Here is a 20171-nt window from a genome sequence, read left to right as displayed (position 1 = left end):
ACGTGTGTGTGCGGACAGCGCGACACGCCCGAGCGCGGGGGCACCGAGACAAGAAAAATCAGCAGGTCATGACACCGGCAGTACCTGCGAAAAGCAAGACCTTTTGACGTGACACCGGCCAAGGCACGAAACGGAGTGGCAGTGCCCACTATTCAGCAGTTGGTCCGCAAGGGCCGGCAGGACAAGGTCTCAAAGACCAAGACTCCTGCCCTCAAGGGGAGTCCGCAGCGGCGCGGCGTGTGCCAGCGCGTTTACACCACGACTCCGAAGAAGCCCAACTCGGCACTGCGCAAGGTGGCCCGCGTTCGGCTCACGAACGGCATCGAGGTCACGGCTTACATCCCCGGTGTGGGCCACAACCTTCAGGAGCACTCCATCGTGCTCGTGCGTGGCGGTCGTGTGAAGGACCTGCCTGGTGTTCGCTACAAGATCATCCGCGGTTCGCTCGACACCCAGGGTGTCCGCAACCGCAAGCAGGCCCGCAGCCGCTACGGCGCGAAGAAGGAGAAGAGCTAACCATGCCTCGTAAGGGTTCTCCTGGCCGCCGTCAGCTCATGTCTGACCCGGTTTACAGCTCGCCGCTGGTGACCGCCCTGATCAACAAGGTGCTCCTGGACGGCAAGCGCTCCATCGCGCAGTCGATCGTCTACGGCGCCCTCGAGGGCTGCAGGGAGAAGACGGGCAACGACCCGGTCGTCACCCTGAAGCGCGCGCTTGACAACGTCAAGCCGACCCTTGAGGTCCGCAGCCGTCGCGTCGGTGGCGCGACCTACCAGGTGCCGGTCGAGGTGCGCGCCGCGCGCAGCACCACCCTGGCCCTGCGCTGGCTGGTGCAGTACTCCCGCGCCCGCCGCGAGAAGACCATGACCGAGCGCCTCATGAACGAGCTCCTCGACGCCAGCAACGGCCTCGGGGCGAGCGTCAAGAAGCGCGAGGACACCCACAAGATGGCCGAGTCCAACAAGGCCTTCGCTCACTACCGCTGGTAGTGGGTTCGACGAGACGACGAGGACGCGAGAGAAGTGGCCACCCAGACCGCTCTTGACCTGGCCAAGGTCCGAAACATCGGGATCATGGCCCATATCGACGCGGGCAAGACCACCACGACCGAGCGCATCCTGTTCTACACCGGTATCAACTACAAGATCGGTGAGGTCCACGAAGGCGCTGCCACGATGGACTGGATGGAGCAGGAGCAGGAGCGCGGCATCACGATCACGTCTGCCGCGACCACCTGTGAGTGGATCGGTCACACGATCAACATCATCGACACTCCGGGTCACGTCGACTTCACCATCGAGGTCGAGCGCTCGCTGCGCGTCCTCGACGGTGCCGTCGCCGTGTTCGACGGGGTGGCCGGTGTCGAGCCGCAGTCGGAGACGGTGTGGCGTCAGGCCGACCGCTACGACGTCCCCCGGATCTGCTTCGTCAACAAGATGGACCGTGTCGGCGCGGAGTTCCACCGCTGCGTCGACATGATGATCGGCCGTCTGGGCGCGACCCCGGCCGTCATCCAGCTCCCGTGGGGTGTTGAGGCCGACTTCAAGGGCGTCATCGACCTCATCAAGATGAAGGGGCTCATCTGGAGCGCCGAGGCGGCCAAGGGCGAGATGTACGACACCGTCGACATCCCGGCCGACCACGCCGACGCCGCTCGCGAGTGGCGTGACCGCCTCATCGAGACGGTCGCCGAGAACGACGACGAGCTGATGGAGCTCTTCCTCGAGGGCACCGAGCCCACCGAGGAGCAGCTGGTCGCGGCGATCCGCCGCGCGACGCTGGCCAGCGCCATCAACCCCGTCCTGTGCGGCACCGCGTTCAAGAACAAGGGTGTTCAGCCCCTGCTCGACGCGATCGTGGCCTACCTCCCCGCCCCGACCGACATCCCGGCCTTCAAGGGCCACGCGGTCGGCAACGAGGAGAAGGTCATCGAGCGTCACGCGGACCCGACGGAGCCGTTCTCCGCGCTGGCCTTCAAGATTGCCAGCGACCCGCACCTGGGCAAGATCACCTACATCCGCATCTACTCGGGCACGCTCGAGGCCGGTTCACAGGTCATCAACTCTGTGAAGGGCAAGAAGGAGCGGATCGGCAAGATCTACCAGATGCACGCCAACAAGCGCGAGGAGCGCCCGACGGCGATCGCCGGTCAGATCGTCGCCGTGATGGGTCTGAAGGACACCACCACCGGCGACACCCTGTCCGACCCGACCCACCAGGTCGTGCTCGAGTCGATGACGTTCCCGGCCCCGGTCATCAACGTCGCCATCGAGCCGAAGACCAAGGGTGACCAGGAGAAGCTGTCCACCGCCATCCAGCGGCTGGCCGAGGAGGACCCGTCCTTCCAGGTCCGCCGTGACGAGGAGACCGGTCAGACGGTCATCTGGGGCATGGGCGAGCTTCACCTCGAGATCCTCGTCGACCGCATGCGTCGCGAGTTCAAGGTCGAGGCCAACGTCGGCCGCCCGCAGGTGGCCTACCGCGAGACCATCCGCCGCAAGGTGGAGAAGATCGACTACACCCACAAGAAGCAGACCGGTGGTTCCGGTCAGTTCGCGCGGGTGATCATCAACCTCGAGCCGCTGGGCGAAGGCAACGACGGCTACGAGTTCGAGAACAAGGTCACCGGTGGCCGCGTCCCGAGGGAGTACATCCCGTCGGTCGACGCCGGCGCCCAGGAGGCCGCCGAGTTCGGCGTGCTGGCCGGTTACCCGATGGTGGGCGTGAAGGTTACGCTGACCGACGGTGCGGCCCACGACGTGGACTCCTCGGAAATGGCGTTCAAGATCGCCGGTTCGATGGCCTTCAAGGAGGCCGCGCGCAAGGCGGACGCCGTGCTCCTCGAGCCGATGATGGCCGTCGAGGTGACCACGCCCGAGGACTACATGGGTGACGTCATCGGTGACCTCAACGGTCGCCGCGGGCAGATCCAGGCGATGGACGACCGGGCCGGCGCCAAGGTCGTCCAGGCGCTCGTGCCGCTGTCTGAGATGTTCGGCTACGTGGGTGACCTGCGTAGCAAGACGCAGGGGCGCGCGAGCTACAGCATGCAGTTCGACTCCTACGCGGAGGTGCCTCCGGGCATCGCCAAGGAGATCGTCGCGAAGGCCCGGGGCGAGTAGTTTCCAGTCCGATCCCGCGAGGGATCGGACCGGGACTTCTGTCCTGGTCCCTGGTGGGGTGGTGAGAGCCACCCCACCGCCAAGGGGTTCGGGAGTTCCCGGGCCCGAGTGTGTAGACGAAAGTCAGTCAGATTCTCAAGGAGAGAACCAGTGGCTAAGGCCAAGTTCGAGCGGACCAAGCCGCACATGAACATCGGCACCATTGGGCACATCGACCACGGCAAGACCACGCTGACCGCGGCGATCACCAAGGTGCTCCACGACCGTTTCCCCGAGCTCAACAAGGCGACCCCGTTCGACAAGATCGACAAGGCGCCGGAGGAGAAGGCTCGCGGTATTACGATCTCCATCGCGCACGTCGAGTACCAGACGGAGAAGCGTCACTACGCGCACGTTGACTGCCCGGGTCACGCCGACTACGTCAAGAACATGATCACCGGTGCCGCTCAGATGGACGGCGCCATCCTCGTGGTCGCCGCCACCGACGGCCCGATGCCGCAGACGAAGGAGCACGTCCTCCTGGCCCGCCAGGTCGGCGTTCCCTACATCGTCGTGGCTCTGAACAAGTCCGACATGGTGGACGACGAGGAGATCCTGGAGCTCGTCGAGCTCGAGGTCCGTGAGCTCCTGTCCGCTCAGGAGTTCCCCGGCGACGACCTGCCCGTCGTCCGCGTCTCCGCGCTCAAGGCTCTTGAGGGCGACGAGAAGTGGGCCGACAGCATCGTCGAGCTGATGAACGCCGTGGACGAGAACGTCCCCGAGCCCCCGCGTGAGACGGAGAAGCCGTTCCTCATGCCGGTCGAGGACGTCTTCTCGATCACCGGTCGCGGCACCGTCGTCACCGGTCGTATCGAGCGCGGCATCGTCAAGGTCAACGAGCAGGTCGACATCATCGGCATCAAGCCGGAGAAGACGACGACCACCGTCACCAGCATCGAGATGTTCAACAAGATGCTCGACGAGGGTCACGCGGGTGACAACGCCGCCCTGCTGCTCCGCGGCATCAAGCGCGACGACGTCGAGCGCGGCCAGTGCATCATCAAGCCGGGCACGACCACCCCGCACACCGAGTTCACCGGCCAGGTCTACATCCTGTCCAAGGACGAGGGCGGCCGTCACACGCCGTTCTTCAACAACTACCGTCCTCAGTTCTACTTCCGTACGACTGACGTGACCGGTGTTGTGAACCTCCCCGAGGGCACCGAGATGGTCATGCCGGGCGACAACACCGAGATGCGCGTTGAGCTGATCCAGCCCATCGCCATGGAGGAAGGCCTCAAGTTCGCGATCCGTGAGGGTGGCCGCACCGTCGGCGCCGGCCGGGTCGTGAAGATCATCAAGTAGCTTGACCGTCGGGGCGGCGGTCGGCCCCGAACCTTCGGGCCGACCGCCGCACCACGTAGGGCCCCCATGCAGAGGCGCCGTGATCCAGCAGTCACTTCGGCCGAGTGACCGAAGTCACTGCCGGATCACGGAAGAAAAGGCAGATCGACTACGTCTGCCTCGTGGGGTAAATGCGGGGTTGCACCTGCATGAACACACAGCGGCACAGGCCGCACGATACTTTTTCAGACGACAGCGAAGGACACCGAGGCCACTATGGCGGGACAGAAGATCCGCATTCGGCTCAAGGCCTATGACCACGAGGTCATCGACAGCTCGGCCAAGAAGATCGTCGAGACGGTGACGCGGACTGGCGCGAAGGTCGCGGGCCCGGTGCCGCTGCCGACCGAGAAGAACGTGTACTGCGTCATCCGCTCGCCGCACAAGTACAAGGACAGCCGCGAGCACTTCGAGATGCGCACGCACAAGCGGCTGATTGACATCATCGACCCGACCCCCAAGACGGTTGACTCGCTCATGCGGCTCGACCTCCCCGCGGGTGTCGACATTTCGATCAAGCTCTGAGGGAACGCACTGACATGGCTAAGACGATCAAGGGCGTCCTGGGCAAGAAGCTCGGCATGACCCAGGTCTTCGACGCGGACAACCGGCTCGTTCCGGTCACCGTGGTCGAGGCCGGTCCGTGCGTGGTGACCCGCGTCCGCACCGCAGAGAAGGACGGCTACTCCGCCGTTCAGCTCGGCTTCGGGCAGGTCGACCCCCGGAAGGTCAACAAGCCGCTCGGCGACTACCTGCGTAAGCACGACATCACCCCGCGCCGTTACTTCGCGGAGATCCGCACCGACGACGCGAGCGACTACACCCTGGGCCAGGAGCTGCTGGCCGACACCTTCGAGGCGGGCCAGTTCGTCGACGTGACGGGCAAGAGCAAGGGCAAGGGCTTCGCCGGTGTCATGAAGCGGCACGGCTTCGGTGGTCTGGGCGCGTCGCACGGTACGCAGCGCAAGCACCGCTCGCCGGGTTCCATCGGTGGCTGCGCCACCCCGGGCCGCGTTTTCAAGGGTCTGCGCATGGCTGGTCGGATGGGTAACGTCCGCACCACTGTGCAGAGCCTCAAGGTTCACGCCGTGGACGCCGAGAAGGGCCTCATCCTGATCAAGGGTGCGATCCCCGGCGCCAACGGCAGCCTGGTCCTCGTCCGTACCGCTGCCAAGAAGGGGGCTGCCAAGTGAGCACCACTATTGACGTCCTCGACGCCAGCGGCGCGAAGGCCGGCACCGTTGACCTGCCCGAAGACATCTTCGGCGCCAAGGTCAACGTCCCGCTGATCCACCAGGTGGTCGTGGCCCAGCTCGCCGCTCGCCGGCAGGGCACCCACAAGGCCAAGACCCGTGGTGAGGTCTCCGGCGGCGGCAAGAAGCCGTACCGCCAGAAGGGCACCGGCCGCGCCCGCCAGGGCTCGACCCGCGCGCCGCAGTTCACCGGCGGTGGCGTCGTCCACGGCCCCGTGCCGCGCGACTACTCGCAGCGCACGCCCAAGAAGATGAAGGTCGCCGCCCTGCGTGGCGCCCTGTCCGACCGGGCGAGCGGCAACCGCGTGCACGTGGTGAGCTCCCTGGTCTCGGGCGAGACGCCCAAGACCAAGGCCGCTCTGGAGGCCCTGCGCAAGGTCACCCAGTCCGCCCGCGTCCTTGTCGTGGTCGACAGCGACGACGAGCTGACCTGGATGAGCCTGCGCAACGCTCCCGAGGTCCACCTGCTGGACGCCGGGCAGCTCAACACCTACGACGTGCTCGTGCACGACGACGTCGTTTTCACCCAGGAGGCGTACGACCAGGTCGTGGCGCGGCTGAGTGGCGGGAAGGAAGACGCCTGATGGAGAAGATCGCCGACCCGCGCGACATCATCATCAAGCCGGTCGTCTCTGAGAAGAGCTACGGCCTGATCGATGAGAACAACAAGTACACGTTCCTGGTGAAGAAGACCGCGAACAAGACCCAGGTCAAGATCGCCGTTGAGCAGATCTTCGGGGTCAAGGTCACCAGCGTGAACACGATCAACCGGCAGGGCAAGCGCAAGCGCACCCGTACCGGCTTCGGCAAGCGTCCCGACACCAAGCGCGCGATCGTGAGCCTGGTCGAGGGCGATCGGATCGACATCTTCGGTCAGATCGGCTAGCAGCCATAGAAGTGAGTGGGCTCCCCGAGGAGCCCGCGGGGTGAGACCGTCGCACTTCGGTGCGGCGGGCTCACCCATGTAACCGACGAAGGATGAACGAAAAAGATGGGCATCCGTAAATACAAGCCGACGACTCCGGGTCGCCGCGGATCCAGTGTCTCGGACTTCTCCGAGATCACCCGCAGCACTCCTGAGAAGTCGCTGCTTGCGCCCCTTCACAGCAAGGGCGGCCGCAACGTACACGGCCGGGTCACCGCTCGCCACCAGGGCGGCGGTCACAAGCGCGCCTACCGGATCATTGACTTCCGCAGGCATGACAAGGACGGCATCCCGGCCAAGGTCGCTCACATCGAGTACGACCCCAACCGCACCGCCAACATCGCACTGCTCCACTACGCCGACGGCGAGAAGCGCTACATCATCGCGCCGACCGGCCTCAAGCAGGGTGACCGGATCGAGAACGGTCCCGCCGCCGACATCAAGCCGGGCAACTGCCTGCCGCTGCGCAACATCCCGACCGGTACCTTCATCCACGCGGTGGAGCTCCGTCCGGGTGGTGGCGCCAAGCTCGGTCGTTCCGCGGGCGCTCAGATCCAGCTCCTCGCCAAGGAGGGCACCTACGCCACGCTGCGTATGCCGTCCGGTGAGATGCGCATGGTGGACGTGCGCTGCCGCGCCACCGTCGGTCAGGTCGGCAACGCCGAGCAGGCCAACATCAACTGGGGCAAGGCCGGTCGTATGCGGTGGAAGGGCAAGCGCCCGACCGTCCGCGGTGTCGCCATGAACCCCGTCGACCACCCGCACGGTGGTGGTGAGGGTAAGACCTCCGGTGGTCGTCACCCGGTGAACCCCAAGGGCAAGCCCGAGGGCCGTACCCGTCAGGCGAACAAGGCCAGCGACAGGCTGATCATCCGCCGTCGGTCCAAGAGGAAGAAGCGGTAGGAGCAGCCGAAATGCCACGTAGCCTTAAGAAGGGCCCCTTCGTGGACGACCACCTTCAGAAGAAGGTCGACGTCCAGAACGAGAAGGGCACCAAGAACGTCATCAAGACGTGGTCGCGTCGCTCCATGATCGTTCCCGACATGCTCGGGCACACGATCGCTGTGCACGACGGCCGCAAGCACGTCCCGGTGTTCGTCACCGAGTCGATGATCGGTCACAAGCTCGGAGAGTTCGCCCCGACGCGGACGTTCCGCAGCCACGTCAAGGAAGACCGCCGCAGCCGGCGGTAAGCGTCCCGGAAGTAGGAGAAAGCGATGGAAGCCAGGGCTCAGGCGCGGTTCGTCCGTGTCACGCCCCTCAAGGCCCGCCGCGTGGTGGACCTTATTCGCGGGCTGCCCGCTTCGGAGGCGCAGGCCGTGCTGCAGTTCGCTCCCCAGTCGGCGAGCGAGCCGATCTACAAGGTGCTCAGCTCCGCCATGGCGAACGCCGAGCACAACTTCGATCTCGACCCCAACACGCTCTTCGTGAGCCGTGCGTGGGTCGACGAGGGCCCGACGCTGAAGCGGTTCCGTCCGCGTGCACAGGGTCGCGCCTATCGGATCAACAAGCGGACGAGCCACATCACCGTGATCGTGGAGTCCCGCGAGCCGAAGGGAAGGACCCGATAGTGGGCCAGAAGGTTAACCCGCACGGGTTCCGCCTCGGCATCACGACCGACTTCAAGAGCCGGTGGTACGCCGACAAGCTGTACAAGTCGTATGTCGCCGAGGACGTGGCGATCCGTCGCATGCTGCAGAAGGGCATGGAGCGGGCCGGCATCTCCAAGGTCGAGATCGAGCGCACGACGGACCGCGTGCAGGTGGACATCCACACCGCGCGTCCCGGCATCGTCATCGGCCGCCGCGGCGCCGAGGCCGACCGGATCCGTGGCGACCTGGAGAAGCTGACCAAGAAGCAGGTCCAGCTCAACATCCTCGAGGTCAAGAACCCGGAGATCGACGCGCAGCTCGTCGCGCAGGGCGTGGCCGAGCAGCTGTCGAGCCGTGTGTCGTTCCGCCGCGCCATGCGCAAGGCGATGCAGTCGGCCATGAAGTCCGGCGCCAAGGGCATCCGTGTCCAGTGCTCCGGTCGTCTGGGCGGCGCCGAGATGTCCCGCTCGGAGTTCTACCGCGAGGGCCGCGTGCCCCTGCACACGCTCCGCGCGGACATCGACTACGGCTTCTACGAGGCCCGTACGACCTTCGGCCGCATCGGCGTGAAGGTCTGGATCTACAAGGGCGAGGCTCCGACGAGCCGCGCCGAGCGTGAGGCGGCCGCCGCCGGCGCTCGTGCCGGCCAGCGTCGCGAGCGCGACGACCGTCGTGGTGGCGGCGGCGACCGTCCGCGTCGTGGTGGCGGCGACCGCCCCCGTCGTGGCGGCGGCCGTGGCGACCGCGCCCCCCGCAACGAGGCGGCCTCGCAGGCCGCCCCCGAGACCGGCCCGGCTGCGCAGCCGGGTGCTGAAGGGAGCTGACCATGCTGATCCCGCGCAGGGTCAAGCACCGCAAGCAGCACCGGCCTGACCGCAGCGGAGCCGCCAAGGGCGGCACCAGGGTCGTGTTCGGCGAGTTCGGCATCCAGGCTGTTGAGCACTCCTACGTGACCAACCGCCAGATCGAGTCCGCTCGTATCGCCATGACCCGTCACATCCGCCGTGGCGGCAAGGTGTGGATCAACATCTACCCCGACCGTCCCCTCACCAAGAAGCCCGCCGAGACCCGCATGGGTTCCGGTAAGGGCTCGCCGGAGTGGTGGATCGCCAACGTCAAGCCCGGACGCGTGATGTTCGAGCTGTCCGGCGTTGCGGAGTCGGTCGCGCGTGAGGCGCTCACCAGGGCGATCCACAAGCTGCCGATGAAGTGCAAGATCGTTAAGCGTGAAGTGGGTGAGGCGTGATGGCTAAGGGCCTGACCGCCGGCGAGCTGCGAGTGGAGGACCAGGACACCCTGGTCCAGAAGCTCAAGGAGGCCAAGGAGGAGCTGTTCAACCTCCGCTTCCAGGCGGCGACCGGTCAGTTGGAGAGCCACGGGCGGCTGCGCGCCGTCCGCCGCGAGATCGCCCGTATCTACACCGTGATGCGCGAGCGCGAGCTGGGCATCGTCACGGTCGAGAAGGAGACGAGCGATGGCTGAGACCACCGAGACCACCGAGACCACCGAGACCACCGAGAACGGCGACTCCCGGAACTTCCGCAAGGTCCGCGAGGGCCTCGTCGTCAGCGACAAGATGGACAAGACCGTCGTCGTCGCCGTCGAGGACCGCGTGAAGCACCGTCTGTACGGCAAGGTCATCCGCCGTACGACCAAGTACAAGGCGCACGACGAGGCCAACGCCTGCGGCGTCGGCGACCGCGTGCTGCTGATGGAGACCCGCCCCCTCTCCGCCACCAAGCGGTGGAGGGTCGTGGAGATCCTGGAGAAGGCCAAGTAAGGCCCTCTCGACATACCGCGCCTCGTGGGGGCTCCCAGAGCCCCCATGACGGCGTCCAAGGACGCGGGGCCGCAAAGCCCCGCGTCGCCTGCGGTGCGGCGCCCTCTGGGGCGCTGTGGCCGTGGGAACAAGACAATGCCAGGTTCCGCCAGGCTCAGAGATGAGAACCGGCGCGACTAACAGGAGTAGACGTGATCCAGCAGGAGTCGCGGCTCAAGGTCGCCGACAACACGGGCGCGAAGGAGATCCTTTGCATCCGCGTTCTCGGTGGCTCGGGCCGACGCTACGCCGGTATCGGCGACATCATCGTCGCGACAGTCAAGGACGCGCTGCCGGGCAGCACGGGCGTCAAGAAGGGCGACGTGGTCAAGGCCGTCGTCGTCCGCACGGTCAAGGAGCGGCGCCGGCCCGACGGCTCCTACATCCGCTTCGACGAGAACGCCGCCGTCATCATCAAGGACAGCGGTGACCCTCGTGGCACTCGTATCTTCGGCCCGGTCGGCCGCGAGCTGCGCGACAAGAAGTTCATGCGCATCATCTCGCTCGCCCCGGAGGTGTTGTAAATGCCGAAGTCGCTGCACGTGAAGAAGGGTGACCTGGTCCAGGTCATCGCGGGCAAGGACAAGGGTGCCAAGGGCCGTGTGATCGCCACTCTCCCGCGCGAGGACCGCGTGGTGGTCGAGGGCATCAACATGATCAAGAAGCACTCCAAGGAGACCCACCAGGGCCCGCGCGGCGCCAAGACCGGCGGCGTGCAGACCCTCGAGGCTCCGATCCACGTCTCGAACGTGAAGAAGCTCAAGGACGACAAGCCCGCCGACAAGAAGGCCGACGAGAAGAAGGCCGACGAGACGGGTGAGGACAGCTGATGACTGCCACGACCACTGAGAACGAGACCGCGACCGAGCGTCCGACGCCGCGACTCAAGACGAAGTACCGCGAGGAGATCGCGGCTCAGCTTCGCGAGCAGTTCGGCATCGAGAACGTCATGCAGATCCCGGCCCTGACCAAGATCAAGGTCAACATGGGCGTGGGCGAGGCGGCTCGCGACTCCAAGCTCATCGAAGGCGCCGTCCGCGACCTCACCGCGATCACCGGCCAGAAGCCGGCCGTCGTCCGGGCGCGCAAGTCCATCGCGCAGTTCAAGCTGCGCGAGGGCATGCCGATCGGCGCGCACGTCACGCTGCGCGGCGACCGCATGTGGGAGTTCCTCGACCGGCTGCTGGCGCTGGCCCTGCCCCGAATCAGGGACTTCCGCGGCCTGTCGCCCAAGCAGTTCGACGGCAACGGGAACTACACCTTCGGTCTGACCGAGCAGGTCATGTTCCACGAGGTCGACCAGGACAAGGTCGACCGGCCGCGGGGCATGGACATCACGATCGTGACCACCGCGAAGAACGACGACCAGGGCCGGGCGCTGCTGAAGCTCCTCGGCTTCCCGTTCAAGGAGGCCTGATCCAATGGCGAAGAAGTCGCTGATCGCCAAGGCGGGGCGCAAGCAGAAGTTCGAGGTCCGGGCCTACACGCGGTGCTCGCGCTGCGGGCGTCCGCGCGCCGTGTACAGGAAGTTCGGCCTGTGCCGTGTGTGCTTCCGTGAGATGGCGCACCGGGGCGAGCTGCCCGGCATCACCAAGTCGAGCTGGTAGATATCCTGAAGGGCGGCTCTCTCACGGGGCCGCCCCTCATGTTCGTAGTAGATCAGGGCGCCCAACGCGCCCACGACCACGCCATAGGTCCACCGGCAGAGCGCTGCTTGGCCGACTGGAAACCGTGGTGAGGAAGGCCACTGGCCATGACGATGACCGACCCGATCGCAGACATGCTCACGCGTCTGCGTAATGCGAATTCGGCGTACCACGACAGCGTGTCGATGCCGTACTCGAAGATCAAGGCGCACATCGCCGAGATCCTCCAGCAGGAGGGTTACATCCAGGCTTGGACCGTCGAAGACGCCAAGGTCGGGAAGAACCTCGTGGTGGAGCTCAAGTTCGGGCCCACCCGTGAGCGGTCGCTCGCGGGCGTGCGCCGGGTTTCCAAGCCCGGTCTGCGCGTTTATGCGAAGAAGGACAACCTGCCTCGAGTCCTGGGCGGACTGGGCGTCGCGATCATCTCGACGTCCCACGGCCTCATGACCGACAAGCAGGCCGGCAAGCGTGGCGTGGGCGGCGAAGTCCTCGCCTACGTCTGGTAGAGGGGAGGAACACAGCATGTCGCGAATCGGACGGCTGCCCATCCCTGTGCCGAGTGGCGTCGACATCACGATCGACGGCCAGGATGTCCAGGTAAAGGGCCCGAAGGGCACGCTCATTCACAAGGTCGCCGAGCCCATCAAGGTCGGGCGCGACGACGACGGCGCGATCGCCGTCACCCGGCCGAACGACGAGAACAAGGTCCGTGCGCTGCACGGCCTGTCCCGGACGCTGATCGCCAACATGGTGCAGGGCGTCACTCAGGGCTACTCCAAGAGCCTTGAGATCGTCGGCGTCGGTTACCGCGTCCAGGCCAAGGGCCCGACGCAGCTGGAGTTCTCGCTGGGCTTCAGCCACCCGGTCATCGTCGACGCCCCCGACGGCGTCAGCTTCCGCGTCGAGAAGCCGACCCTGTTCCACGTGGACGGCATCGACAAGCAGAAGGTCGGCGAGGTCGCGGCCAACATCCGCAAGTTGCGCAAGCCTGACCCGTACAAGGGCAAGGGCGTGCGTTACCAGGGCGAACAGATCCGCCGCAAGGTCGGAAAGGCTGGTAAGTAGGCATGGCTCCGAAGGTTGCGTTCAGCAAGCACACGGCTGCCCGCACCGTTTCGCGGGCCCGCCGTCACCGCCGCGTCCGCAAGTTCGTCGTCGGTACGGCCGCGCGTCCGCGCCTGGTCGTCAATCGCTCGACGCGTCACATGTTCGTCCAGATCGTGGACGACTCCGTCGGCCACACGCTGGTGAGCGCGTCCACCATGGACCCCTCGCTGCGCACGCTGGAGGCGGACAAGACGGAGAAGGCGAAGAAGGTCGGCGAGCTCCTCGCTCAGCGGGCCAAGGAAGCCGGGATCACCAAGGTCGTCTTCGACCGCGGTGGCAACCGCTACGCCGGGCGCATCGCCGCTCTGGCGGACAGCGCTCGCGAAGGCGGGCTCGAGTTCTAATGACCAACGCTGAGAAGAGGAACCACTGATGGCTGCAGCTCCGCGTCGCGGTGGCGGCACCGGTGGCGAGCGGCGGGACCGTCGTGACGATCGCCGCGGTGGCGCCGCCGACAAGGGCGTCTCGTACATCGAGCGCGTAGTGAAGATCAACCGAGTGGCCAAGGTCGTGAAGGGTGGTCGTCGCTTCAGCTTCACCGCCCTCGTCGTCGTCGGTGACGGTAACGGCCTGGTCGGCGTCGGCTACGGCAAGGCCAAGGAAGTCCCCGCGGCCATCGCCAAGGGCGTCGAAGAGGCCAAGAAGCACTTCTTCAAGGTGCCTCGGATCCAGGGCACCATCCCGCACACCGTGCAGGGCGAGGAGGCGGCCGGCGTCGTCTTCCTGCGTCCGGCCTCGGCCGGTACCGGCGTCATCGCCGGTGGCCCGGTGCGCGCGGTGCTGGAGTGCGCGGGCATCCACGACGTGCTCTCCAAGTCGCTCGGCTCCGACAACCCGATCAACATCGTGCACGCCACCGTGGCGGCTCTGAAGGGCCTCTCGCGCCCCGAGGAGATCGCCGCCCGCCGTGGCCTGCCGATCGAGGACGTGGCCCCGCCTGCCATGCTCAAGGCTCAGCGCGAGGGCCTGGCGGAGGCGGCTGCCGCGAAGGCGGTGAGCTAGTCATGGCACGCCTGAAGATCACTCAGGTTCGCTCGAAGATCGGTGGCAAGCAGAACCAGCGTGACTCGCTGCGTTCGCTTGGCCTGAAGCGAATCGGCGACGTCGTCGTCAAGGAGGACCGGCCCGAGATTCGCGGCATGGTCTCCGTGGTGACGCACCTCGTCGAGGTGGAAGAGGTCGACTAGTCATGACTGACAAGGCTCCGCTCAAGATTCACGACCTGCGTCCGGCCCCCGGCGCCAACAAGTCGAAGATCCGCAAGGGTCGCGGCGAGGCGTCCAAGGGCAAGACCGCCGGTCGCGGCACCAAGGGCTCGCACGCCCGTACCACTGTGCCTCTCGGTTTCGAGGGTGGCCAGGTGCCGCTGCAGAGGCGTCTGCCGAAGCTCAAGGGCTTCTCCAACGCCCTGTTCAAGACGACCTACCAGGTCGTCAACCTCGACAGGATCGGCGAGCTGTTCCCCGAGGGTGGCGAGGTCACCGTCGAGACTCTGGTCGCCAAGGGTGCTGTTCGCAAGAACCAGCTCGTGAAGGTGCTCGGCACCGGCGAGATCTCGGTCGCGGTGAACGTGACGGCTCACGCCTTCTCGTCCTCCGCGAAGGAGAAGATCGCCGCCGCCGGTGGTTCCGTTACCGAGCTGTAGTAACGCTATGACGAGGCGTGGGGGCTCTGACAATGGGCCCCCACGCCCGTAGTGCGTTAGAGTTCGCGAGACGGCAGGCTTCTGTCCGGCTCGTTCGACATGAGACTTCAGATGGCAGATCCCCGCACCATCGCTTACTCACAACGCCGTAAAGGCGCGCAGGAGGGACCGTGCTGACCGCGTTTACCCGGGCGTTCCGGACACCGGACCTGCGCAAGAAGTTGCTCTTCACCCTGGGCATCATCGCGCTTTTCCGTCTCGGCTCGGTTCTGCCGACCCCGGGAGTCCACGTCCAGAACCTCGCCGCCTGTTTCGACCAGGCCCGTAGTGGCGACACCGGCAACATCTACGGGATGGTCCAGCTCTTCAGCGGCGGTGCGCTGCTTAAACTGTCGGTGTTCGCGCTGGGCATCATGCCTTATATCACCGCGAGCATCATTCTCCAGCTGCTCGTCGTGGTCATTCCGCGACTCGAAGCGCTGAAGAAGGAAGGCCAATCCGGTCAGACCAAGATCACGCAGTATACGCGTTATCTGACGATCGGGCTCGCGATCCTGCAGTCGACGGCCTTCATCGCGCTGGCCCGCACCGGCCAGCTCTTCCCGAACTGCCAGCAGGACGTCCTGCTGGACCCCGACAACATCTTCATGATCGTGACGATGGTCATCATCATGACCGCCGGTACGTCGGTGATCATGTGGCTGGGCGAGCTCATCACCGACCGCGGCGTCGGCAACGGCATGTCCATCCTGATCTTCACGCAGGTCGTCGCGGTCTTCCCCTCCGAGCTGGCCAACATCTTCCAGGCGAACAAGTTCACCTTCGCCGTCGTCATGGTGGTCGGCATCTTCATGATCGCCGCGGTGGTCTTCGTCGAGCAGGCGCAGCGGCGCATCCCGGTCCAGTACGCCAAGCGCATGGTGGGCCGCAGGATGTACGGCGGCACGTCCACCTACATCCCGCTGAAGGTCAACCAGGCCGGCATCATCCCGGTCATCTTCGCCTCGTCCCTGCTCTACCTGCCGCAGCTCATCACGTCGCTCTTCCAGACCAGCGACAACGCGGTGGTCACCTGGATCTCGCAGAACCTGGCCACGGGCGACACCCCGATCTACATGGCCACGTTCTTCCTGCTGATCATCTTCTTCACCTACTTCTACGTGTCGATTACCTTCAACCCCACTGAAGTCGCCGACAACATGAAGAAGTACGGTGGATTCATTCCGGGCATCCGCCCCGGCCGTCCGACGGCTGAATACCTGAACTTCGTGCTCACCCGTCTGACCGCGCCTGGCGCGCTCTATCTGGGTCTGATCTCCATGGTCCCGATCGTCGCGCTGGCGGTGGCCGGTGCGAGCCAGAACTTCCCGTTCGGAGGGACGAGCATTCTGATCATGGTAGGCGTCGGCCTGGACACGGTGAAGCAGATCGAGAGCCAGCTGCAGCAGCGTAACTACGAAGGTTTCCTGCGGTAGTGCGTCTCGTTCTGGTTGGGCCCCCTGGAGCGGGTAAGGGGACACAGGCCCAGTACATCGCATCGAACCTGTCCATCCCGAAGATTTCGACAGGTGACATCTTCCGTGCCAACGTCTCCGGCGGCACGGATCTTGGCAAGCTGGCCAAGACGTACATGGACCGTGGTGATCTGGTGCCCGACGAGGTCACCATCGCCATGGTCCGTGACCGTCTGTCCGAGGACGACGCGCAGGACGGCTTCCTGCTCGACGGCTTCCCGAGGAACGTCGCGCAGGCGGAGATCCTGCGCGACATGCTCAAGGACTGGGGCCAGGCACTGGATCTCGTACTCGAGCTCGTCGTCGACGATGACGAGGTGGTCAGGCGGCTCGCCGGCCGGCGGACCTGCAGCCAGTGCGGACGCATCTGGCACGTCGAGTTCGACGACAAGAAGGACGACAAGTGTGACGCGTGCGGGGGCGCGCTGTTCCAGCGGGACGACGACAAGGAGGAGACCGTCAGGCACCGCCTGGAGGTCTACCAGGAGCAGACGGCTCCGCTGGTCTCCTACTACGCCGACGAGGGCATCCTGGTCGGCGTTGACGCGACCGGCCCGGTCGAGGAGGTCACTCAGCGGGCCATGGACGCGATCCGGCCGTTCCTGGGCTAGCCCAGAAGCGGCCGATTTGCGGAGGTGGCACGGGTTTCCGTGCCACCTCGCGGCTATTGTGGGGGGAATTGGGCCCCCACTGTGGCCCGTTGAGACCCAGGGGGGCAGAAGATGTTCAAGCGCAACAAACACGGCATCCAGATCAAGTCGCCGGAGCAGCTCGAGAAGATGCGGGCCGCCGGCCTCGTCGTCGGGCGCACGCTCGACCTGCTGAGGCGCTCGGTCGAGCCCGGCATGACGCCGCTCGACCTCGACGTCATCGCCGAGAAGGCGATCAGGGACGCGGGCGCCATCCCGTCCTTCAAGGGCTACCAGGGCTTCCCCGCCACCATCTGCGCGTCGGTGAACGACGAGGTGGTGCACGGCATCCCGACCAACGCCCGCAAGCTCCAAGAGGGCGACATCATCTCGATCGACTGTGGAGCGATCCTGGAGGGCTGGCACGGCGACTCCGCCGTCACCGTCCCGATCGGCGAGGTGGACCCGAAGCTGACCGAGCTGATGCGGGTCACCGAGGAGGCCATGTGGCGCGGTATCGCCGCGCTGAGGCCCGGGCGGCACCTGTCCGACATCGGGTACGAGGTCGAGCGTTACGTGAAGTCTCAGGGCCGCTACGGCATCCCTCCGGAGTACGGAGGCCACGGCATCGGCACCGAGATGCACATGGACCCGTGGATCGCCAACCACGGCAAGCCCGGCCGGGGCCCCGCGCTGGAGGAGGGCATGTGCCTGGCGATCGAGCCCATGGTCAACCTGGGCACGGAGCGCACCCGCGTGCTGGCCGACGACTGGACCGTGGTGACGATCGACGGCAAGCACTCCGCACACTTCGAACACAGCGTTGCCGTGACACATAATGGTCCTTGGGTGCTTACCGCCCTAGACGGGGGCGAATCGCGCCTGGCTCAACTTCAGCCCTAGCCGGGAGTGGGTGGGATGGCCAACAGCCCCGAGATGCGTGCCTCCGATGGTGACCGTGACCGGGTCGCCGCCATCCTCCGCGAGCACACCGCGCAGGGTCGCATCACGATGGACGAGTTCAACGAGCGGCTCGAGAACCTCTACAAGAGCAAGACCTACGGCGAACTGGCCAAGCTGACGGCCGACCTGCCCGACGTGGACTTAAGACACCTGCCCGTCAAGGCGTCCGCGGCCCAGAAGCCCTCGCAGCAGGGCATGCACAGCGGCCTGCGGGCGGCCTGGAGCGCCTGGGCGGCCGCCAGCGGCATCAACTGGGTGATCTGGCTGATCGTGAGCGTCACGGCCGGTGACCTGATCTATCCGTGGCCGCTGTGGGTGATGGGGCCGTGGGGCGTCATCCTGCTGGTCAGCACGGTCTTCGGGAACAACCAGCCGAAGCGTACGTAGGGGCTTTGTGCAGTAGTGCACTGTGTGGATTCATGCGCAGTACGGATATGCCCGGCTTCTTAACGTGAGCTGTGTCGACCACGACTCACGGAGGAAACCACATGCGCAAGCTCCTTGCGGCCACCGCCCTCGCCGGCTCGATGGCGTTCGCCGGTCTGGCCGTCGCCCCCGCCGCGCAGGCCGCCACCACCGCGTCCGCCTCCACGGCGAGCGCGAGCTGGGGCAAGTACTACTCCAGCAACAACAAGGCCTACACCTACGGCAAGACCTACAAGTCCGGCTCCAAGGTCTACACCCACTGGTACGGCAAGGAGTACTCGCCGAAGCACGGCTACGTCTGGTTCAAGTACTACTCCGGCGGCAAGTGGCACAAGTTCTACCGCCACTGGAACGGCTCGTACGACGCGACCTGGTCGGGCAAGGGGATCAAGAAGATCTACACCTGGACCTGCTGGGGCGGCAAGTACAAGTACTGCGGCTCGCAGCACCGCATCTGGGGATAGCCCGCACGACCGTGGAAGGGCCCGCCGAGAACCTCCGGCGGGCCCTTCCATGTGTGTCAGGCACCCGGGGCGTGGGGTAGACTCTTTCATGGTTGTGTCAGGACACCTGGCACGCGTTTCGCGTTTTAGGCTCAGGTGTCGTACACTCCTTAGTCGGCTCACTATGACTTTCCACGCGTCGGCGATCCTTGCTGATCGTCGCTCTCTTCGAAGCGTGAAGGTCGCGGCTGCGTAGTGAACCGGAGCCTCAGACGACCGATCAGTGAAACGCGAGGAATTTTGGCCAAGAAAGACGGCGCCATCGAGATCGAGGGCACTGTGGTCGAATCGCTCCCGAACGCCATGTTCAGGGTGCAGCTCGACAACGGCCACAAAGTCCTGGCCCACATCAGCGGACGGATGCGGATGCACTACATCCGAATTCTTCCTGACGACCGGGTTGTCGTTGAGCTGAGCCCCTACGACCTGAGTCGTGGGCGGATCGTCTACCGATACAAGTAAAGACGTCTGAGGACACGAAGGACAATGAAGGTAAAGCCGAGCGTCAAGAAGATCTGCGACAAGTGCAAGGTGATCCGCCGGCACGGTCGCGTCATGGTGATCTGCGACAACCTGCGCCACAAGCAGCGTCAGGGTTAGTCGCCGCGAGGCTTCTCCGAGTCCGCCCCGTCAGGGTGCGGGCTCGATGCATGAGGAGCCCGCAACAAGTAGTCGCGTCACACACCTGAGCAGGCAGTGATTCACTGAACCGCTCAGGAGACCCCCGGTCGGAGGCCGGGGCCCTCACCCCGGGCATTGGGGAGGGGTAGTGCGGCGCAAGACCTCCGCCACAAAGAAGGAGAATGCCCGACCATGGCTCGCCTGGTTGGCGTCGACCTCCCCCGCGACAAGCGGCTGGAGATCGCTCTCACCTACATCTACGGAATCGGCCGCACCCGTGCCCAGGAGATCCTCCAGGCCACCGGCGTGAGCGGCGACCTGCGTGTGCACCAGCTCTCCGACACCGAGCTCGTCCCGATGCGTGACTACATCGAGGCGAACTACAAGATCGAGGGTGACCTGCGCCGCGAGGTCCAGGCCGACATCCGCCGCAAGATCGAGATCGGTTGCTACCAGGGCATTCGGCACCGCAAGGGCCTGCCCGTGCACGGTCAGCGCACGCAGACCAACGCGCGCACCCGTAAGGGCAAGAAGAAGACCGTCGCCGGCAAGAAGAAGCCCGGTAAGAAGTAGTCCCGCAGCCGCGGACCGAAGACCTCAGGAGTGAAGGCAAAGAATGCCTCCTAAGAGCCGCCAGGGTGCGCCGAAGAAGGTGCGCCGCAAGGAGAAGAAGAACGTCGCTCACGGGCACGCCCACATCAAGAGCACGTTCAACAACACGATCGTCTCGATCACCGACCCCAACGGGAACGTGATCTCCTGGGCCAGCGCCGGCCACGTGGGTTTCAAGGGCTCCCGCAAGTCCACCCCGTTCGCCGCCCAGATGGCCGCCGAGAACGCCGCCCGCCGCGCCATGGAGCACGGCATGCGCAAGGTCGACGTCTTCGTCAAGGGTCCCGGCTCCGGCCGCGAGACCGCGATCCGCTCGCTGCAGGCCACCGGCCTGGAGGTGGGTTCGATCCAGGACGTCACCCCGGTTCCGCACAACGGTTGCCGGCCGCCGAAGCGCCGCCGCGTCTGAAT

General features: G+C 65.6%; 34 protein-coding genes. All 34 read left to right on the top strand.

Annotated features, from left to right (window positions below; genetic code table 11):
- The first annotated feature begins 141 nt into the window (after positions 1 to 141).
- The 34 genes from rpsL to rpsK all read left to right on the top strand — a co-directional run bounded on the left by rpsL (position 142) and on the right by rpsK (position 20169).
- The gene (gene rpsL / locus ABD331_RS54145; RefSeq protein ID WP_020542315.1) at positions 142 to 516 is read left to right on the top strand and encodes a 30S ribosomal protein S12; all 375 of its coding nucleotides are present in this window, start codon (positions 142 to 144) and stop codon (positions 514 to 516) included.
- A 2-nt stretch (positions 517 to 518) separates the two neighbouring features.
- Positions 519 to 989 (top strand): 30S ribosomal protein S7, encoded by a 471-nt coding sequence (gene rpsG, locus ABD331_RS54140; protein ID WP_043623423.1) that lies wholly within the window; start codon positions 519 to 521, stop codon positions 987 to 989.
- Between the two features lie 84 nt (positions 990 to 1073).
- Positions 1074 to 3122: an elongation factor G gene (gene fusA / locus ABD331_RS54135; protein ID WP_425566266.1), complete on the top strand. Its 2049-nt coding sequence runs from the start codon at positions 1074 to 1076 to the stop codon at positions 3120 to 3122.
- Between the two features lie 150 nt (positions 3123 to 3272).
- Positions 3273 to 4466 carry an elongation factor Tu gene (tuf, locus tag ABD331_RS54130; protein WP_344494229.1) on the top strand — a complete coding sequence of 398 codons (1194 nt, stop codon included), beginning with the start codon at positions 3273 to 3275 and terminating at the stop codon, positions 4464 to 4466.
- Between the two features lie 255 nt (positions 4467 to 4721).
- Positions 4722 to 5030 (top strand): 30S ribosomal protein S10, encoded by a 309-nt coding sequence (gene rpsJ, locus ABD331_RS54125; RefSeq protein WP_012887830.1) that lies wholly within the window; start codon positions 4722 to 4724, stop codon positions 5028 to 5030.
- A gap of 14 nt (positions 5031 to 5044) precedes the next feature.
- Positions 5045 to 5698, top strand: coding sequence for a 50S ribosomal protein L3 (rplC, locus tag ABD331_RS54120; RefSeq protein WP_148439698.1), 654 nt, complete (start codon positions 5045 to 5047; stop codon positions 5696 to 5698).
- Positions 5695 to 6342, top strand: coding sequence for a 50S ribosomal protein L4 (rplD, locus tag ABD331_RS54115; RefSeq protein WP_344494226.1), 648 nt, complete (start codon positions 5695 to 5697; stop codon positions 6340 to 6342). The genes rplC and rplD overlap by 4 nt, the downstream gene beginning before the upstream one ends.
- On the top strand, positions 6342 to 6644 hold the full coding sequence (gene rplW, locus ABD331_RS54110; protein ID WP_111180891.1) for a 50S ribosomal protein L23: 303 nt from the start codon (positions 6342 to 6344) through the stop codon (positions 6642 to 6644). Before rplD ends, rplW begins: the two co-directional genes overlap by 1 nt.
- Before the next feature lie 105 nt (positions 6645 to 6749).
- The gene (gene rplB, locus ABD331_RS54105) at positions 6750 to 7586 is read left to right on the top strand and encodes a 50S ribosomal protein L2 (protein ID WP_043623439.1); all 837 of its coding nucleotides are present in this window, start codon (positions 6750 to 6752) and stop codon (positions 7584 to 7586) included.
- Positions 7587 to 7597: 11 nt separating this feature from the next.
- Positions 7598 to 7876: a 30S ribosomal protein S19 gene (gene rpsS, locus ABD331_RS54100; RefSeq protein WP_012887835.1), complete on the top strand. Its 279-nt coding sequence runs from the start codon at positions 7598 to 7600 to the stop codon at positions 7874 to 7876.
- 24 nt (positions 7877 to 7900) lie between these two features.
- Positions 7901 to 8254, top strand: a complete 354-nt coding sequence (rplV, locus tag ABD331_RS54095; protein ID WP_148439696.1) for a 50S ribosomal protein L22 — start codon at positions 7901 to 7903, stop codon at positions 8252 to 8254.
- Positions 8254 to 9099 (top strand): 30S ribosomal protein S3, encoded by an 846-nt coding sequence (gene rpsC, locus ABD331_RS54090; protein WP_080043234.1) that lies wholly within the window; start codon positions 8254 to 8256, stop codon positions 9097 to 9099. The genes rplV and rpsC overlap by 1 nt, the downstream gene beginning before the upstream one ends.
- A 2-nt stretch (positions 9100 to 9101) precedes the next feature.
- A complete protein-coding gene (rplP, locus tag ABD331_RS54085) occupies positions 9102 to 9521 on the top strand; it encodes a 50S ribosomal protein L16 (RefSeq protein WP_125644673.1) in 420 nt (139 codons plus the stop codon).
- Positions 9521 to 9757, top strand: coding sequence for a 50S ribosomal protein L29 (rpmC, locus tag ABD331_RS54080; RefSeq protein ID WP_080047279.1), 237 nt, complete (start codon positions 9521 to 9523; stop codon positions 9755 to 9757). The genes rplP and rpmC overlap by 1 nt, the downstream gene beginning before the upstream one ends.
- Positions 9750 to 10055 (top strand): 30S ribosomal protein S17, encoded by a 306-nt coding sequence (gene rpsQ / locus ABD331_RS54075; protein ID WP_344494218.1) that lies wholly within the window; start codon positions 9750 to 9752, stop codon positions 10053 to 10055. Before rpmC ends, rpsQ begins: the two co-directional genes overlap by 8 nt.
- Before the next feature lie 191 nt (positions 10056 to 10246).
- Positions 10247 to 10618, top strand: coding sequence for a 50S ribosomal protein L14 (gene rplN / locus ABD331_RS54070; protein ID WP_090769698.1), 372 nt, complete (start codon positions 10247 to 10249; stop codon positions 10616 to 10618).
- Between the two features lie 12 nt (positions 10619 to 10630).
- A complete protein-coding gene (rplX, locus tag ABD331_RS54065; RefSeq protein ID WP_262380101.1) occupies positions 10631 to 10924 on the top strand; it encodes a 50S ribosomal protein L24 in 294 nt (97 codons plus the stop codon).
- Positions 10924 to 11511, top strand: coding sequence for a 50S ribosomal protein L5 (gene rplE, locus ABD331_RS54060; protein ID WP_148439692.1), 588 nt, complete (start codon positions 10924 to 10926; stop codon positions 11509 to 11511). The genes rplX and rplE overlap by 1 nt, the downstream gene beginning before the upstream one ends.
- A 4-nt stretch (positions 11512 to 11515) precedes the next feature.
- Positions 11516 to 11701, top strand: a complete 186-nt coding sequence (locus tag ABD331_RS54055) for a type Z 30S ribosomal protein S14 (RefSeq protein WP_020542298.1) — start codon at positions 11516 to 11518, stop codon at positions 11699 to 11701.
- A gap of 146 nt (positions 11702 to 11847) precedes the next feature.
- On the top strand, positions 11848 to 12246 hold the full coding sequence (gene rpsH / locus ABD331_RS54050) for a 30S ribosomal protein S8 (protein WP_219467986.1): 399 nt from the start codon (positions 11848 to 11850) through the stop codon (positions 12244 to 12246).
- 16 nt (positions 12247 to 12262) lie between these two features.
- Positions 12263 to 12805 (top strand): 50S ribosomal protein L6, encoded by a 543-nt coding sequence (gene rplF / locus ABD331_RS54045; protein WP_344494212.1) that lies wholly within the window; start codon positions 12263 to 12265, stop codon positions 12803 to 12805.
- Positions 12806 to 12807: 2 nt separating this feature from the next.
- Positions 12808 to 13191 carry a 50S ribosomal protein L18 gene (rplR, locus tag ABD331_RS54040; protein WP_344494210.1) on the top strand — a complete coding sequence of 128 codons (384 nt, stop codon included), beginning with the start codon at positions 12808 to 12810 and terminating at the stop codon, positions 13189 to 13191.
- A 28-nt stretch (positions 13192 to 13219) separates the two neighbouring features.
- Entirely contained in the window at positions 13220 to 13849 is a 630-nt protein-coding gene (gene rpsE, locus ABD331_RS54035) for a 30S ribosomal protein S5 (protein ID WP_043623468.1), read from the top strand.
- 2 nt (positions 13850 to 13851) lie between these two features.
- Positions 13852 to 14034 carry a 50S ribosomal protein L30 gene (rpmD, locus tag ABD331_RS54030; RefSeq protein WP_080043226.1) on the top strand — a complete coding sequence of 61 codons (183 nt, stop codon included), beginning with the start codon at positions 13852 to 13854 and terminating at the stop codon, positions 14032 to 14034.
- Between the two features lie 2 nt (positions 14035 to 14036).
- Positions 14037 to 14492 (top strand): 50S ribosomal protein L15, encoded by a 456-nt coding sequence (rplO, locus tag ABD331_RS54025; protein ID WP_344494207.1) that lies wholly within the window; start codon positions 14037 to 14039, stop codon positions 14490 to 14492.
- Between the two features lie 170 nt (positions 14493 to 14662).
- Complete coding sequence (gene secY / locus ABD331_RS54020; protein WP_344494205.1) at positions 14663 to 15967, top strand: preprotein translocase subunit SecY; 1305 nt, start codon at positions 14663 to 14665, stop codon at positions 15965 to 15967.
- Positions 15967 to 16617 (top strand): adenylate kinase, encoded by a 651-nt coding sequence (locus ABD331_RS54015; RefSeq protein WP_080043223.1) that lies wholly within the window; start codon positions 15967 to 15969, stop codon positions 16615 to 16617. The genes secY and ABD331_RS54015 overlap by 1 nt, the downstream gene beginning before the upstream one ends.
- Positions 16618 to 16728: 111 nt before the next feature.
- Positions 16729 to 17538: a type I methionyl aminopeptidase gene (gene map, locus ABD331_RS54010; RefSeq protein ID WP_344494203.1), complete on the top strand. Its 810-nt coding sequence runs from the start codon at positions 16729 to 16731 to the stop codon at positions 17536 to 17538.
- Between the two features lie 15 nt (positions 17539 to 17553).
- Positions 17554 to 17985 carry a DUF1707 SHOCT-like domain-containing protein gene (locus ABD331_RS54005; protein ID WP_344494202.1) on the top strand — a complete coding sequence of 144 codons (432 nt, stop codon included), beginning with the start codon at positions 17554 to 17556 and terminating at the stop codon, positions 17983 to 17985.
- 101 nt (positions 17986 to 18086) lie between these two features.
- Entirely contained in the window at positions 18087 to 18488 is a 402-nt protein-coding gene (locus ABD331_RS54000) for a hypothetical protein (protein WP_344494201.1), read from the top strand.
- A gap of 279 nt (positions 18489 to 18767) precedes the next feature.
- On the top strand, positions 18768 to 18989 hold the full coding sequence (infA, locus tag ABD331_RS53995) for a translation initiation factor IF-1 (RefSeq protein ID WP_012887858.1): 222 nt from the start codon (positions 18768 to 18770) through the stop codon (positions 18987 to 18989).
- A gap of 24 nt (positions 18990 to 19013) precedes the next feature.
- Positions 19014 to 19127, top strand: coding sequence for a 50S ribosomal protein L36 (gene rpmJ / locus ABD331_RS53990; protein ID WP_003956441.1), 114 nt, complete (start codon positions 19014 to 19016; stop codon positions 19125 to 19127).
- A gap of 213 nt (positions 19128 to 19340) precedes the next feature.
- Positions 19341 to 19721 carry a 30S ribosomal protein S13 gene (gene rpsM / locus ABD331_RS53985; protein ID WP_132617274.1) on the top strand — a complete coding sequence of 127 codons (381 nt, stop codon included), beginning with the start codon at positions 19341 to 19343 and terminating at the stop codon, positions 19719 to 19721.
- A gap of 43 nt (positions 19722 to 19764) precedes the next feature.
- On the top strand, positions 19765 to 20169 hold the full coding sequence (gene rpsK / locus ABD331_RS53980; RefSeq protein ID WP_020542285.1) for a 30S ribosomal protein S11: 405 nt from the start codon (positions 19765 to 19767) through the stop codon (positions 20167 to 20169).
- Positions 20170 to 20171: the final 2 nt, after the last annotated feature.

Origin of the sequence: Nonomuraea monospora, from assembly GCF_039531895.1 — a bacterium.
GTDB classification, from domain to species: domain Bacteria; phylum Actinomycetota; class Actinomycetes; order Streptosporangiales; family Streptosporangiaceae; genus Nonomuraea; species Nonomuraea monospora.
Note: the sequence above shows the minus strand (reverse complement) of the source record. Positions and strands in the feature narration are given on the sequence as shown.

What these genes read in the sequence shown, in the direction of transcription:
- rpsG (WP_043623423.1), top strand. Translation starts at nt 519, where the DNA reads ATGCCTCGTAAGGGTTCTCCTGGCCGCCGTCAGCTCATGTCTGACCCG.
- fusA (WP_425566266.1), top strand. Translation starts at nt 1,074, where the DNA reads ATGGCCCATATCGACGCGGGCAAGACCACCACGACCGAGCGCATCCTG.
- rpsJ (WP_012887830.1), top strand. Translation starts at nt 4,722, where the DNA reads ATGGCGGGACAGAAGATCCGCATTCGGCTCAAGGCCTATGACCACGAG.
- rplC (WP_148439698.1), top strand. Translation starts at nt 5,045, where the DNA reads ATGGCTAAGACGATCAAGGGCGTCCTGGGCAAGAAGCTCGGCATGACC.
- rplW (WP_111180891.1), top strand. Translation starts at nt 6,342, where the DNA reads ATGGAGAAGATCGCCGACCCGCGCGACATCATCATCAAGCCGGTCGTC.
- rplB (WP_043623439.1), top strand. Translation starts at nt 6,750, where the DNA reads ATGGGCATCCGTAAATACAAGCCGACGACTCCGGGTCGCCGCGGATCC.
- rpsS (WP_012887835.1), top strand. Translation starts at nt 7,598, where the DNA reads ATGCCACGTAGCCTTAAGAAGGGCCCCTTCGTGGACGACCACCTTCAG.
- rplV (WP_148439696.1), top strand. Translation starts at nt 7,901, where the DNA reads ATGGAAGCCAGGGCTCAGGCGCGGTTCGTCCGTGTCACGCCCCTCAAG.
- rplP (WP_125644673.1), top strand. Translation starts at nt 9,102, where the DNA reads ATGCTGATCCCGCGCAGGGTCAAGCACCGCAAGCAGCACCGGCCTGAC.
- rpmC (WP_080047279.1), top strand. Translation starts at nt 9,521, where the DNA reads ATGGCTAAGGGCCTGACCGCCGGCGAGCTGCGAGTGGAGGACCAGGAC.
- rpsQ (WP_344494218.1), top strand. Translation starts at nt 9,750, where the DNA reads ATGGCTGAGACCACCGAGACCACCGAGACCACCGAGACCACCGAGAAC.
- rplE (WP_148439692.1), top strand. Translation starts at nt 10,924, where the DNA reads ATGACTGCCACGACCACTGAGAACGAGACCGCGACCGAGCGTCCGACG.
- ABD331_RS54055 (WP_020542298.1), top strand. Translation starts at nt 11,516, where the DNA reads ATGGCGAAGAAGTCGCTGATCGCCAAGGCGGGGCGCAAGCAGAAGTTC.
- rpsH (WP_219467986.1), top strand. Translation starts at nt 11,848, where the DNA reads ATGACGATGACCGACCCGATCGCAGACATGCTCACGCGTCTGCGTAAT.
- rplF (WP_344494212.1), top strand. Translation starts at nt 12,263, where the DNA reads ATGTCGCGAATCGGACGGCTGCCCATCCCTGTGCCGAGTGGCGTCGAC.
- rplR (WP_344494210.1), top strand. Translation starts at nt 12,808, where the DNA reads ATGGCTCCGAAGGTTGCGTTCAGCAAGCACACGGCTGCCCGCACCGTT.
- rpsE (WP_043623468.1), top strand. Translation starts at nt 13,220, where the DNA reads ATGGCTGCAGCTCCGCGTCGCGGTGGCGGCACCGGTGGCGAGCGGCGG.
- rpmD (WP_080043226.1), top strand. Translation starts at nt 13,852, where the DNA reads ATGGCACGCCTGAAGATCACTCAGGTTCGCTCGAAGATCGGTGGCAAG.
- rplO (WP_344494207.1), top strand. Translation starts at nt 14,037, where the DNA reads ATGACTGACAAGGCTCCGCTCAAGATTCACGACCTGCGTCCGGCCCCC.
- map (WP_344494203.1), top strand. Translation starts at nt 16,729, where the DNA reads ATGTTCAAGCGCAACAAACACGGCATCCAGATCAAGTCGCCGGAGCAG.
- ABD331_RS54005 (WP_344494202.1), top strand. Translation starts at nt 17,554, where the DNA reads ATGGCCAACAGCCCCGAGATGCGTGCCTCCGATGGTGACCGTGACCGG.
- ABD331_RS54000 (WP_344494201.1), top strand. Translation starts at nt 18,087, where the DNA reads ATGCGCAAGCTCCTTGCGGCCACCGCCCTCGCCGGCTCGATGGCGTTC.
- rpmJ (WP_003956441.1), top strand. Translation starts at nt 19,014, where the DNA reads ATGAAGGTAAAGCCGAGCGTCAAGAAGATCTGCGACAAGTGCAAGGTG.
- rpsM (WP_132617274.1), top strand. Translation starts at nt 19,341, where the DNA reads ATGGCTCGCCTGGTTGGCGTCGACCTCCCCCGCGACAAGCGGCTGGAG.
- rpsK (WP_020542285.1), top strand. Translation starts at nt 19,765, where the DNA reads ATGCCTCCTAAGAGCCGCCAGGGTGCGCCGAAGAAGGTGCGCCGCAAG.